17 protein-coding genes are annotated in these 12,710 nt (G+C 69.7%); 15 read left to right on the forward strand and 2 right to left on the reverse strand.

Annotated features, from left to right (window positions below; translation table 11 throughout):
- The first annotated feature begins 156 nt into the window (after positions 1–156).
- From ACWCPF_RS35220 to ACWCPF_RS35255, 8 genes are all read left to right on the forward strand, one after another.
- Entirely contained in the window at positions 157–996 is an 840-nt protein-coding gene (locus ACWCPF_RS35220) for an alpha/beta hydrolase (RefSeq protein WP_451049176.1), read from the forward strand.
- A gap of 37 nt (positions 997–1,033) precedes the next feature.
- Positions 1,034–1,288, forward strand: a complete 255-nt coding sequence (locus ACWCPF_RS35225) for a MoaD/ThiS family protein (protein WP_351911369.1) — start codon at positions 1,034–1,036, stop codon at positions 1,286–1,288.
- A gap of 1 nt (position 1,289) precedes the next feature.
- Positions 1,290–2,525 (forward strand): hypothetical protein, encoded by a 1,236-nt coding sequence (locus ACWCPF_RS35230; RefSeq protein WP_451049177.1) that lies wholly within the window; start codon positions 1,290–1,292, stop codon positions 2,523–2,525.
- Between the two features lie 141 nt (positions 2,526–2,666).
- A complete protein-coding gene (locus tag ACWCPF_RS35235) occupies positions 2,667–3,404 on the forward strand; it encodes an LmeA family phospholipid-binding protein (protein WP_451049178.1) in 738 nt (245 codons plus the stop codon).
- A 210-nt stretch (positions 3,405–3,614) separates the two neighbouring features.
- Complete coding sequence (locus ACWCPF_RS35240) at positions 3,615–3,695, forward strand: Ms5788A family Cys-rich leader peptide (protein WP_351335063.1); 81 nt, start codon at positions 3,615–3,617, stop codon at positions 3,693–3,695.
- A 139-nt stretch (positions 3,696–3,834) separates the two neighbouring features.
- Positions 3,835–4,674, forward strand: a complete 840-nt coding sequence (locus ACWCPF_RS35245; protein ID WP_451049179.1) for a sulfurtransferase — start codon at positions 3,835–3,837, stop codon at positions 4,672–4,674.
- Positions 4,675–4,733: 59 nt separating this feature from the next.
- Complete coding sequence (locus ACWCPF_RS35250) at positions 4,734–5,021, forward strand: DUF1416 domain-containing protein (protein ID WP_046591460.1); 288 nt, start codon at positions 4,734–4,736, stop codon at positions 5,019–5,021.
- A gap of 87 nt (positions 5,022–5,108) precedes the next feature.
- Positions 5,109–5,372 carry a DUF3099 domain-containing protein gene (locus ACWCPF_RS35255; RefSeq protein ID WP_451049180.1) on the forward strand — a complete coding sequence of 88 codons (264 nt, stop codon included), beginning with the start codon at positions 5,109–5,111 and terminating at the stop codon, positions 5,370–5,372.
- A 9-nt stretch (positions 5,373–5,381) separates the two neighbouring features.
- On the opposite strand, the gene ACWCPF_RS35260 is transcribed toward ACWCPF_RS35255, so the two are convergent.
- Positions 5,382–5,744 carry a DsrE family protein gene (locus ACWCPF_RS35260; RefSeq protein WP_451049181.1) on the reverse strand — a complete coding sequence of 121 codons (363 nt, stop codon included), beginning with the start codon at positions 5,742–5,744 and terminating at the stop codon, positions 5,382–5,384.
- 102 nt (positions 5,745–5,846) lie between these two features.
- Between ACWCPF_RS35260 and ACWCPF_RS35265 the strand changes: the two genes are divergently transcribed.
- From ACWCPF_RS35265 to ygfZ, 7 genes are all read left to right on the forward strand, one after another.
- Positions 5,847–6,629 (forward strand): hypothetical protein, encoded by a 783-nt coding sequence (locus ACWCPF_RS35265; protein WP_451049182.1) that lies wholly within the window; start codon positions 5,847–5,849, stop codon positions 6,627–6,629.
- On the forward strand, positions 6,626–7,531 hold the full coding sequence (locus ACWCPF_RS35270) for a hypothetical protein (protein ID WP_451049183.1): 906 nt from the start codon (positions 6,626–6,628) through the stop codon (positions 7,529–7,531). Before ACWCPF_RS35265 ends, ACWCPF_RS35270 begins: the two co-directional genes overlap by 4 nt.
- Positions 7,528–8,505, forward strand: a complete 978-nt coding sequence (locus ACWCPF_RS35275) for a hypothetical protein (RefSeq protein WP_451049184.1) — start codon at positions 7,528–7,530, stop codon at positions 8,503–8,505. The genes ACWCPF_RS35270 and ACWCPF_RS35275 overlap by 4 nt, the downstream gene beginning before the upstream one ends.
- Before the next feature lie 230 nt (positions 8,506–8,735).
- On the forward strand, positions 8,736–9,311 hold the full coding sequence (locus ACWCPF_RS35280) for an FABP family protein (RefSeq protein ID WP_451049185.1): 576 nt from the start codon (positions 8,736–8,738) through the stop codon (positions 9,309–9,311).
- A gap of 81 nt (positions 9,312–9,392) precedes the next feature.
- On the forward strand, positions 9,393–10,508 hold the full coding sequence (locus ACWCPF_RS35285; RefSeq protein ID WP_451049186.1) for an RNA-guided endonuclease InsQ/TnpB family protein: 1,116 nt from the start codon (positions 9,393–9,395) through the stop codon (positions 10,506–10,508).
- A 153-nt stretch (positions 10,509–10,661) separates the two neighbouring features.
- Complete coding sequence (locus ACWCPF_RS35290) at positions 10,662–11,153, forward strand: Fur family transcriptional regulator (protein ID WP_451049187.1); 492 nt, start codon at positions 10,662–10,664, stop codon at positions 11,151–11,153.
- Positions 11,154–11,163: 10 nt separating this feature from the next.
- Positions 11,164–12,129: a CAF17-like 4Fe-4S cluster assembly/insertion protein YgfZ gene (gene ygfZ, locus ACWCPF_RS35295; RefSeq protein WP_451049188.1), complete on the forward strand. Its 966-nt coding sequence runs from the start codon at positions 11,164–11,166 to the stop codon at positions 12,127–12,129.
- A gap of 18 nt (positions 12,130–12,147) precedes the next feature.
- Here the strand turns inward: ygfZ and dtd are convergent, their stop codons facing one another.
- Entirely contained in the window at positions 12,148–12,573 is a 426-nt protein-coding gene (gene dtd / locus ACWCPF_RS35300) for a D-aminoacyl-tRNA deacylase (RefSeq protein ID WP_451049189.1), read from the reverse strand.
- Between the last annotated feature and the right edge of the window lie 137 nt (positions 12,574–12,710).

Here is a 12,710-nt window from a genome sequence, read left to right on the forward strand (position 1 = left end):
CTTGCTTGCGGCACTGCACTGCGTTCCCGGGGGCCGTACACCCGCGGTCACCTGGCGTTTCCCGCCCGGTTCCCACTTCGTATACAACGGTTCCGAAAGCACAAAAGGACCCGGGGGCTTCGCTGCCCGAGTCCTCTGTCCAGCAGAATAGCCCACATGAGCAGCAGTCCGGCAGGTCATGTGGCACGTTCCGCCGTTCGTCCGAATTCCGAGACGGGCAGTCGCACACCATTGCGGACGTTTCTGACCGCCGCCGACGGGATTTCCCTCGATTCCGTATACGAACCGGGTGGCGTTGTATACGACGCCTTCGCTCCGTCCACCGGTCACCCCGCGTTCGTCGTCGCCCACGGGTTCACCGGCGACGTGGACCGCCCGCACGTGCGGCGCGTGGCGTCCGCCCTCGCCCGGCACGGCGCCGTCGTCACCTTCTCTTTCCGCGGACACGGCCGCTCCGGCGGGCACTCCACCGTCGGCGACCGCGAGGTGCACGACGTCGCAGCCGCCGTGGAGTGGGCGCGCTCGCTCGGCCACGCGCGCGTGGCGACCGTCGGCTTCTCCATGGGCGGCTCCGTGGTCCTGCGGCACGCGGCGCTGCACCCGGGGACGGTGGACGCCGTCGTCTCCGTCAGCGCCCCCGCCCGCTGGTACTACCGCGGCACGCCTGCGATGCGCCGCGTGCACTGGCTGATCACCCGCCCCGAGGGCCGGCTGGTCGGCCGCTACGGCTTCCGCACCCGTATTCACGGGCGCGAATGGGATCCGGTGCCGCTGTCGCCGGTCCAGGCGGTCCCGAAGATCGCCCCCACGCCGCTGCTGATCGTGCACGGCGACCGGGACGGCTACTTCCCGCTCGACCACCCCCGGATGCTGGCCGACGCCGCCGCCGGGCACGGCGAACTCTGGCTGGAGCACGGCATGGGCCACGCCGAGCACGCGGCCGACGACGCACTGCTGGCCCGCATCGGGGACTGGGCGGCCGCACAGGGCGGCTAGCCTGACCGTGTACACAGCCGATCGATTGAAGGAACCGATGCCAAAGGTCACGGTGCGCTACTGGGCGGCCGCGAAGGCAGCGGCCGGGGTCGCCGAGGAGCCGCACGACGCGGACACCCTCGCCGAGGCCCTCGACGCCGCCCGTGCGCGACACCCCGGCGAACTCGTGCGTGTCCTGCAGCGATGCTCGTTCCTCGTCGACGGTGACCCCGTGGGCACCCGCGCACATGAGACGGTACGGCTGGCCGACGGCGGCACGGTCGAGGTGCTCCCGCCGTTCGCAGGAGGGTGAGATGACCGACCAGCCGTACGACCCGCCGTACGACCAGCAGTATCAGCAGTACCCGCCGTACGAGGGGTACGACGGGTACGAGGGCTACGACGCCCAGGCTCAGCAGGCCGCCCAGCAGGCTCAGCACGCTCAGCAGGCCCAGCAGGCGTGGCCCGGGCAGCAGCAGGGGTACGACGACCCACAGGCCCACCTCCAGTACACGCAGCAGTGGCAGGGCCAGACCTGGGAGACGAGCGTCCAGGCGCCGGTCACCCCGGTCGCCCCGGCCGACCAGGCCCCGGCCTACGGCGACCCGCAGCCCGCGTACGGCCGCTCCGACGACGGATACGGCCGCCCCGCCGCGTACCTGCCCACCGCACCCCCACCCGCACCCGCACCCATGCCCGCACCCATGCCCGCAGCACCTGTGTCCGCCCCGGCGCCCGACGCGGGCGGCACCGCCGCGACCTACGGTCCCGCCACCCTCGCCGGCAACGCCCGCGTCACCGACGCCCAGCGCGCCCGGCTGGAGGGGCGGTCGCCGATCATCGAGCCGGGCATGCAGCCCGCCGCGCTCACCGCGCTGCTCGGTCTGCTGCTCTCCGGTTCGGCGGCGATCGGCTCGTACGCCCTGCTCGTCCCGCTCGTCGCGCTCCAGGCCGTCACGGCCGCGGGCTGGTTCCGGCTGAACGGCATGTGGCCGGCCCGGCAGGGCATCGCGCTCGCCTTCCTGGGCGCGCTGGTCTCGGACGTCGCCCTGCTCGTGGCCGGCCGGGAGAACGCGCCCGCCGCGATCCTCGGCACCCTGGGCGTCTGGGTCCTGCTCTGCCTGGTCCTCCAACTGCGCTCGCACGCCGACCCCGACGAGCGCATGTACGGCCTGATGGCGACCGTCGCCTCCGCCGCGCTGGCCGTCCTCGCCACCGGGTACCTCGGCGCCGAGCCGGACGCGGTGTCGGTCGGGGCGGCCGCGGTCGCGGTGGCCCTGCTGGCCCGCGCGCTGCCGCTGCCCACCCCTGCCTCGGTCGTGGTGGCCCTGCTCGCCGCGGCGGGCGCGGGCATCGCGGTCGGCGAGCTGACGGACCTGGGCGCCGCGGGCGCGCTGCTCGGGGCGGGCGCGGCGGGCTGCGCGCTCATCGGCCACCGGGTCGCGAGCTACGACTACCCCTCCCGCTTCGTCCACTTCACGGCGGGCGTGGCCCTGCCGCTGGCCGCCGCCGCACCCGCGGTCTACGTGCTGGGACGGTCGCTGGGGTGAGCCCCGGGAAGATCTGCGGAGCGAGCTGCGGGGAGCGGTAAAGACTGTCACAGCTGATCGACAAATCGGCGGTGGCGTCCGTACCGAGGGTTACCGTGAGGCCTCATTGACTTTTGGCCAACCGGGTGGGGGAACTACCGCATGCGTGCGCTTCGAATACTGCTGGTCGTCGTCGTGGTCCTGGGCGGTCTGTTCGTGCTCGCGGACCGCCTCGCCGTGAACTTCGCGGAGGGCGAGGTCGCCGACAAGCTGAAGACGAACGAGGGCCTCGCCACCACCCCGGACGTGTCCATCAAGGGCTTCCCGTTCCTCACCCAGGTCGTCGGCGGCTCCCTGGACGACGTCGAGGTCGGCATCAAGGACTACGAGGCGGCGACCGGCACCAGCGGCCAGACGATCCGCCTCGACGATCTGAACGCGGACATGAAGGGCGTCGACTTCTCCAGCGACTTCAGCTCCGCGACCGCGTCGAGCGCCACCGGCACCGCGTCCATCACCTACGCCGAACTGCTCAAGACGGCGAAGTCCGAGCCGACCGAGGTGGTGCAGGGCGTCACGGCCAACGTCGTGGGGCTCTCCGACGGCGGCAACGGCAAGATCAAGGTCGCCGTCGAGGCCACCGTCCTCGGCACCGAGCTGCCGGAGCCCGTCTACGTGCTGAGCACGGTCACCGTCCAGGGCGACACCGTCCGCGTGCACGCCGACTCGCTGCCCAGCTTCGGCGGGGTCCAGGCCGCCGAGAACGAGGTGCGCTCGATCACCGACTTCCAGCAGAAGATCGACGACCTGCCCGGCGGGATCCAGCTCGACCAGGTCAAGGCCGGGACGAACGGTGTGGAGATCACGGTGAAGGGTTCCAACGTCAACCTGGCCGGGTAGTACCCCGACGGTGGAAGGCAGACGTCCGACAGGCGAGACGGAGTCGTCCGCACCGCAGATGTGACGACGGATACAAGCGCCCGGAAGCCGTGCCCCCCACGGCCCGGGCGCTCTTCGTGTCCGCCCCGTCCCAGTATCCGGACGATCGCATCTCACCATTCGGAGTGCTGGTGACATGCCCACCTGTGCGTCCCTACGATCGACGACATGATGCAGCGACAGGCGGATCTCACGAAGCGGCGGGCAGTAGACCTGTGCCGCGTCGCCGCCATGCTCTGTCGCCCCTTCTGAGCGGAGGCGCCGCCGGCCCTCCGCGCCCTCCCGGCGCCCTCACCCGAGGGCATCCGTGCGCCGGCCGCCGGCGAGACCCGGCCGCGCACCCTTCTTTTCTTGCACACCCCCGCCGCAACTGCCCCGGAGGAGAACAAGCATGAGCCGCAGCGACGTCCTGGTCGACGCCGACTGGGTCGAGGCCAACCTCGACAGCGCCGACATCGCCATCGTCGAGGTCGACGAGGACACGTCCGCGTACGAGAAGAACCACATTCGCAACGCGATCCGGATCGACTGGACCAAGGACCTCCAGGACCCGGTCCGCCGTGACTTCGTCGACCAGGAGGGCTTCGAGAAGCTCCTGTCCGCGAAGGGCATCGCCAACGACACGCTGGTGATCCTCTACGGCGGCAACAACAACTGGTTCGCGTCCTACGCCTACTGGTACTTCAAGCTGTACGGCCACGACAACGTCAAGCTGCTCGACGGTGGCCGCAAGAAGTGGGAGCTGGACGCCCGCGAGCTGGTCGAGGAGGTGCCGGAGCGCGCCACGACCGACTACAAGGCCAAGCCGCAGGACACGTCCATCCGCGCCTTCCGCGACGACGTGGTGGCGGCCATCGGCGCGCAGAACCTGGTCGACGTCCGCTCGCCCGACGAGTTCAGCGGCAAGCTGCTCGCTCCCGCGCACCTGCCGCAGGAGCAGTCGCAGCGTCCGGGCCACGTCCCGTCCGCCCGCAACATCCCGTGGTCGAAGAACGCCAACGACGACGGCACCTTCAAGTCGGACGACGAGCTCAAGGAGCTCTACGCCGACGAGCAGGTCGACCTGGCCAAGGACACCATCGCGTACTGCCGCATCGGCGAGCGCTCGGCCCTGACCTGGTTCGTGCTGCACGAGCTGCTGGGCGTGGAGAACGTCAAGAACTACGACGGCTCCTGGACCGAGTACGGCAGCCTCGTCGGCGTCCCGATCGAGCTCGGCGCCAACAAGTAAGCGAAGCATCCCGATCCCGACCGGCCTTCCTTCCGGTCAGACCCCTCTTGGAGAAAGACATGTGCGGAGCGAAGGCCGGCGGCCCGGACGCCTCGACGATCAAGCCCGGTGAGACCACGATCCAGGGTCAGGTGACGCGCGACGGCGAGCCGGTGGTCGGATACGTCCGCCTGCTGGACTCGACCGGCGAGTTCACCGCGGAGGTTCCGACCTCCGCCACCGGACAGTTCCGCTTCTACGCGGCCGAGGGCACCTGGACGCTGCGTGCGCTCGTCCCCGGCGCCACCGCCGACCGCACGGTCGTCGCCCAGCAGGGCGGCCTCGCGGAGGTCGCGATCGCGGTCTGAGAAGCCCCTGATCAACCGGAGGGCCGCACCCCGCACAGGTCTGCACAGGGCGCGGCCCTCCGGCATGTCCCGACCTACCCTGGAGCTATGTACGCACACCGTCGGCACGTGTATTTCGCCATGATGGGGACCTGCGTGACGTTGTTCGTCCTGGCCTGGGGAGTCGTGCGGCTCTGGTCGATGCCGGTGGCCGTCGGGATGTGTGTGGTGGCCATGGTCATCCCGCCGCTGGCCGCGATGGTCGCCAACCGGCGCGGCCCCGAGGACCGCTGGTGGGACGACCCCTCGGGCGACCCGAAGTCCGACGAGTGGTGGGACGAACTGGACGGCAAGAAACGCCGGTCCCAGTAGGGGCCGGTGCTAGTAGACGAGGGCTTGGGTGTCGTCCGCCAGCGCCTCCTGTACGAACACCTGTGCGCCTGCGATCCGGACGCCCTCGATGACGTCCTTCTCCGTGATGTCCCGGCGGGCCGCGCACTGGGTGCACAGGGTGAGGCGGCCCGCGGCGACGATCGAGTCGATCAGATCGGGCAGCGGAGCCGCGTGCGGCAGCTCGAACTCGGCGGCCCGGCCCGGCAGCGCGAACCAGGCGGACTCCCCGGTCAGCCACAGCGACACCTCGACCCCGCTGGCCACCGCCACCGCCGCGACGGTGAACGCCTGAGAACACCGCTCGGGGGCATCGGCCCCCGCCGTCACCTTGATCACGAGCTTCTTCGCCATACCTGAATCGTAATCAACTCGCTTGCAACTCCATGCTCAGACCATGAGTCTCCTGTGGAGCGCGTTGTCGATCACGCGTTCCAAGCTTCCGAGGGGGATGTCGTGGAAGGTCCGGAAAGGGCCGAAGAAGAAGTGAAGGACGCGGCCGAGGGCGATCCGCCCCGGCCGCGCAGGCCGCGCCGACGTGGCCGGACGACGCTGATGATCGCCGGAGCCGCAGTGCTCGGGATCGTCGCGGGCGCATGCACCGGCTACCTCGTCCAGGCCGAGCGCGAGCCCACCGCGCTGCCGCCGCTCTCCCAGCCAGTGCTCGGACAGGGCAAGGGCGAGGTCGAGCCGCTGTCGGCGGCGCAGGACCGACGGGTGAAGACGGACGGCGATCTGCGCAAGCTGCTGATCACGCGCCCCAAGGGCGCGAAGGACAGCCTGTTCGCGGCGGGCGGCGACGGCTGGGTCGATCTGGCCGGCTACGCGGACCGGTACGAAAAGCCGGGCGTCACGTTCAACAACCTCGTCGACGACGAGTTCCGCCGAGCGGCCGAGACCTCGTGGCAGGTGGGCAAGACGTACCTCGTCCGGGTCCGGCTCGTGCAGTTCCGCCAGCTGAGCAAGCCGGCCGCGTCGGAGTGGGCGGACAACGGCCACTACTGGGCCGAGGAGGAGGACGACACCCGCAGTTGGCCCGTCCCCGGCACGGGGGACGGCAACGGGACGGCCTACGTGCACGACACACCTGAACGGGAGCCGGGTTACCTGCCGGTCTACTCGGCCGAGGCGCATGCCTGGCGGGGCGACATCTACGTGGAGATCTACATCAGCGACACGAAGCCGATCTCCAAGACGAAGATCATGGACCTGGCCCAGCGGCAGGTGGGAAACCTGTGAGCGAGAACCCCGAGAACCCCGAGAACCCCGAGAACCCCGAGAACCCCGAGAACCCCGAGAACCCCGAGAACCCCGAGGACGCTGCGAACCCCGACAGGGTCGAGAGCCCCGAGCCCGCTGCGAGCCCCGAGAGCGCGGCGGACCTCGTCCGCAAGGGCCTTCGGCCCGGCCGGATCGTCGCCGTGGCGGGAGCCGTGCTGCTGGCCTGCGCGCTCGTCGGCGGGGTCGGCTACACCGTCGTGACCGTCCAGGACGCGGACCGCGATCCCGGCGCGCCGACGTGGAAGTTCCCGTCGCTGGCCGCCCAGGGCACCGAGCAGACCAAGCAGGCGGGGCTGAGCGCCCTGCTGGTGCCCTACGGCACCGACGGCTTCGACCCCGGCCCCGACCTCGCCGAGTTCGGCGCGGACGCCGAGTTCAGCGGCGCGCAGGCCACCGCCCTGCGCAAGGAGGCCATCAAGGACCTGCCCGCCAAGTCGCGCCGGCAGTTGGAGAAGGTGCTCGAGAAGGAGCGCATCAAGGGCATGGCGATGCGCAGCTATGTCGTCAGCAAGCTGGACTACAACAACACGGACGCGATCGCTTTCGACGTCACGTTGTCGCGGCTGGAGAACCGCACCGCCGTGCGTCAGTCGGCGACGTCCTACAACGGCTTCCTCGCCGCCATGGACATCTTCCGCAAGGGTCCGAAGATCGCGGGACACAAGGACGCCCAGTGCTTCCTGACGCCCAAGAGAAAGGACAAGGACAAGGAGCTCGGCCTCGCGCTCTGCACCGCCTACGTGGGAGACGTGCTGGTCAGCGTCACCGCGGACGCCCCCGGCACGCTCGACGCGAAGTTCGTCGCCAAGTTCTTCACCGCACAACTCGACCGCATCGACGACCCGGGACAGGCCGTATGACCACCGCCCAGTCACCCCAGCCGAACCCCGGCACGCCGCCCGCCGACCCGACCGACGAGACGGCTCCCGAGCCGACCCCGACCCCCGACTCGACTGCCGAGGCGCTCCCCGAGCCGACCCCGACCTCCGAGCCGACCTCCGAGCCGACCCCCGAGGCGCTCCCCGAGCCGACCCCGACCGCCGAGGCGGAAGGCGCCGGCGTCGTGAAGGACCGTCGGGTTCTGCGGGCCGTGCTGCGGTGGACCGCCGTCGTCACGGTGTTCGCCGCGCTCGGGGCCGGGACGGCGTACGGGATCACGCGCATGGAGCGCACGGACGTACCCGGTCTCGCCACCGAGTCGGACGGCCGCTGGGCGTACCCGGAGATCACCAGGCCGCCACTGCCCTCGGGCAGCCCGGGGCCGTTCGACACCAAGAACTGGGCGCGGTCCCACTACGCGGACCTGCGCGCGCTGCTGCTGCCGGCGCCCGAGGGGGCGACGGACGAAAAGACGCTGCGCGGCGCCGACGGCTGGCTGCCGACCAAGGACTTCCTGGCGGTGTTCGAGGCGAAGGCGGACCGGGAGACGGTCGGCCAGCTGCTCACCGACTACGGTCTGCGGCACATCGCTGCCCGCGGCTGGACCACCCAGGACGGCACCAGCACCCGCGTCTACCTGCTCCAGTTCGACACGGGGACGGTGGCCGACGATCTCTACGGCGAGCTCACCACCTACGGCGCTCCGCTGCACGCCGTGCGGGGCGCCCCCGTGGCGCAGTACGACGAGCAGTACCCCACCGCCGCCGACTTCGACAGCATGAGCGTCATGCGGTACTCCTACGACGAGGCCAAGCCGTACGGTGCTGAGCAGCTGCGGCAGGCCTATCTGCGGGCGGGTGACGTCATCGCCGTGGTCCTCCAGTCCCGTAAGGGCGCCGCCGCGGCCGTGCCGTTCCAGCAGACCGTCACCCTGCAGAGTCAGCTGCTGGGCTGACCCCCGGGCGGGAGCACCTCACCGGGAAGGGGCGGGCCCCGGCCGCGTAAGCTGGGGCCCGGCCCTTTCGCACGTCCCAGATGCACGCTCATCGGAGGAGCAACCCGTGGAGATCTTGTTCGAAGCCCTGCTGGCCCTGATCTGCGTCGCTGTTTTCGCCTTCGCCGCTCTGGCCGTCAAGAAGCTGTACCAGGGCCAGCGCTGACCACCACGTTCAGGAACTGCCACTCATGATCGAGATTCCGTCCGACCTCCACAAGAACCTCGTCCCCCTCGCTTTCCTGCTGGGCAGCTGGGCGGGCGCGGGCGTGCACGACTTCCCCGGTTCGGAGAAGTGCAACTTCGGACAGGAGGTCACTTTCGGCCACGACGGCCGCGACTTCCTGGAGTACCACTCCCACACCTGGGTTCTCGACGGCGAGGGCAACAAGGTCCGGCCGCTCGAGTCCGAGTCCGGCTTCTGGCGGATCGACGCCGACCGCAAGGTCGAGGTGACCATGGTCCGCGACGACGGCGTGGTCGAGATCTGGTACGGCGAGCTCGCCGACAAGAAGCCGCAGATCGACCTGGTCACGGACGCGGTGGCCCGCACGGCGGCCTCCGGCCCCTACACCGGCGGCAAGCGGCTGTACGGCTACGTCAAGAGCGACCTGATGTGGGTCGGCGAGAAGCAGACCCCCGAGGTCGAGCTGCGCCCCTACATGTCGGCCCACCTGAAGAAGGTCGTCACCCCGGAGGACGTCGAGCGCTGGGCGAAGGCCCTCCCCGACGACATGCCGGACGACGGGATCGCCTTCTTCAAATGATGCCTGCCCTTGGTCACCTGTTCGAGTGAAGGATGCGGATCGGCCGGACGCGGCTCGGGCTGCCGCCTAGCGTTCTGCATTGTGAAATTGGCGGTGCGGGTCAAGCTGCTGCCGACGCCTGAACAGGCGTCGGCACTTGCCGCGACCCTGCGAGCCTGCAACGAGGCGGCGAACTGGCTTTCTTCCGAAGCGTTCAACCATCAAGTGACCTCTCGAGCGGGGCTTCAGGCCCGCGCATACGGGGATCTACGGGCGCGGGGGTTGTCTGCGCAGCCTGCGTTGCACGTCGTGCGGAAGGTCTCCGACGCTTACGCCGTACTGAAGGCGCACGCGCGGGTGGGGAATCTGGGTGAGCCGGGCTCTCAGCGGTACGTGCGGGCCACTACCAAGCCGATCACGTTTCGCGCGGGGGCAGCCCAGCCTTTCGATGACCGCTGCCTGTCCTGGCAGGTGAGCGCCTCTACTGTGTCGATCTGGAGCGTCAACGGGCGACTGAAGAGGATCGCTTTTGCCGGGTACCCGGAGCAGCTGGATTTGCTGGTCCGCTACCGACGCGGCGAGTCGGATCTGTTGTACCAGAACGGTGAGTGGTACCTGATCGCGACCTGCGACGTTCCAGAGGCCGAAGAGAACAGCAGGCCGGACGGGTTCGTTGGGGTGGATCTCGGGATCGTGAATATCGCCACCACTTCTACAGGGCAGCGGCACAGCGGGCGGCGTTTGAACCGTAGGCGCGAACTGGACCGGAGATTGCGCGGCAGGCTTCAACAGAGGGGGACCAAGTCCGCCAAGCGCCGGGCGAAGCGGCTCGCGGGCAGGGAAGCTCGCAGGGCCCGCGACATCAATCACAAGATTAGTAAGTGCATCGTGGCGGAGGCTCAACGCACTGGTCGTGGGGTCGCTCTGGAAGACCTGAGCGGCATCCGCGAGCGGGTACGGCTCAAGAAGCCCCAACGCGTCGCGCTGCACTCGTGGGCGTTCCACCAGCTCGGTCAGTTCATCGTTTACAAGGCACGGCGGGCGGGCGTGCCAGTGGTGTACGTTGATCCGCGCTACACCAGCCAGGAATGCTCTCGCTGTCATCACGTCGACAAGCGCAACCGGCCGTCACAGGCCGTGTTCGAGTGCAGGTCTTGCGGCTTCGTTGAGCATGCAGACCTGAATGCTTCCCACAACATCGCCGCTCGCGGCTGGTAGGTGTGGGTTTGCGGGGCCAGGTCAGTGGCCCCTGTCCTCACGCCCGCAGCATGAGGACTGGACGTGGCCGGGCTTCGTCGAGGCCATCGACGACCTGAGCCGCAAACCTGGGACGCCAGTCCTGAGTAGCTGACGTAGACCTAGACTCTTGGTGTGGTGAGCACCGACTGGAAGAGCGACCTCAGGCAGCGCGGCTATCGACTGACGCCGCAGCGACAGCTTGTCCTCGAAGCAGTGGACACCCTGGAGCATGCGACCCCCGACGACATTCTCGTGGAAGTGCGGAAGACGGCGTCGGGGGTCAACATTTCGACGGTCTACCGGACGCTGGAGCTCCTGGAGGAACTCGAGCTGGTCAGCCATGCCCATCTGGGGCACGGCGCGCCCACGTACCACCTCGCCGACCGGCACCATCACATCCACCTGGTCTGCCGGGACTGCGAGAACGTCATCGAGACGGATGTGAAGGTCGCCGCCGAGTTCACGGCCAAGCTGCGCGAGACCTTCGGCTTCGAGACCGACATGAAGCACTTCGCGATCTTCGGCCGCTGCAAGGACTGCACACTCAAGCTCAAGGGCTCGGCCGCCGAGAGCTCAGCCGGTGCCAAGAGCTCGACTGCCAAGAGTTCAACTACTGAGTCGTAGGCTTAGGCGTATGAAGAGCCCTCTGCTGTCCCTGCCCGGCGCCGTCCCCGCCGAGGGCGTGGACGAAGGCGTCGCCGGTCACTACGGCGACCTGTTCCGCGAGCAGCGCGCCCTCGCCGACGGCACCGGTTTCGTCGACCTCTCGCACCGCGGAGTGGTCACCGTCACCGGCGAGGACCGGCTGAGCTGGCTGCACCTGCTGCTCACCCAACACCTCACGGACCTCCCCGTCGGCGAGGCCACCGAGGCGCTGATCCTCTCCGCGCACGGCCACATCGAGCACGCGCTCTACCTGGTGGACGACGGTGAGACGGTCTGGGCGCACGTCGAACCCGACACCCAGGAAGCGCTGATCGCCTACCTGGAGTCGATGAAGTTCTTCTACCGGGTCGAGGTCGCCGACCGGACGGCGGACACCGCGGTCGTCCATCTCCCGGCGGGGTCGATCGCGCCCGTCCCGTCCGGCGTCGTCGTCCGGGAGACCGCCCACGGCCGTGATCTCTTCCTGCCCCGCGCCGATCTGGAGGCGTTCGCCGGGCAGGCGGGCCGGCCGGTCGGGATCCTCGCCCTGGAGGCTCTCCGGGTCGAGCAGCACCGGCCGCGCGTCGGCTTCGAGACCGACCACCGCACGATCCCGCACGAGCTCGGCTGGATCGGCACCGCCGTGCACCTCCAGAAGGGCTGCTACCGCGGCCAGGAGACGGTCGCCCGGGTCCAGAACCTCGGCAAGCCGCCCCGGCGCCTGGTCTTTCTGCACCTGGACGGCAGCGAGGTGTACCTCCCGGCGGCCGGCACCGAACTCCGCGTCGCCGACGAGGACCCCGACGGCCGCAAGATCGGTTTCATCACCACGTCCGCGCGCCACCACGAACTCGGCCCGGTGGCCCTGGCCCTGGTGAAGCGCAATGTGCCGGTGGACGCCCCGCTGGTGGCCGGGACGACGGCGGCGGCCCAGGAAGTCGTCGTCGAACCCTAGTTCCCTTTCGGGTCCCGGCTAGATCTCCAGCAGGACCGTGAACGGGCCGTCGTTCGTCAGCGACACGCGCATCTGCGCGCCGAACCGGCCCGTCGCCACCGTCGCGCCCAGGTCGCGCAGCCGGGCGACGACCTCGTCGACGAGCGGCTCGGCGACCGGGCCGGGGGCCGCCGCGTTCCAGGTGGGGCGGCGGCCTTTGCGGGCGTCCCCGTAGAGCGTGAACTGGCTGATCACCAGCAGGGGAGCGTCGACGTCGCTGCAGGACCGCTCGTCGTGCAGCATGCGCACCGACCAGAGTTTGCGGGCGAGCTGGGCCGCCTTCTCCTTGGTGTCCTCATGGGTCACGCCGACCAGGACGCACAGTCCCTCGCCGCTGATCTCCCCGACCGTCTCGCCGTCCACGACGACGCTCGCGCCGTCCACCCTCTGCACCACCGCTCGCATGCGGACCATGATGACGGGTGCCCCGCGCGAACCCGCGAGGGGCCCATTTTTGATCCTTAAGCCCCTATCTGGGGCCGTTCGGGGGGACTCGGTCACAAAGCGGCCACTTGGGGTGGCACGATGCTTTCCACACGCCG

The sequence above is a fragment of the Streptomyces sp. NPDC001858 genome, assembly GCF_053594615.1.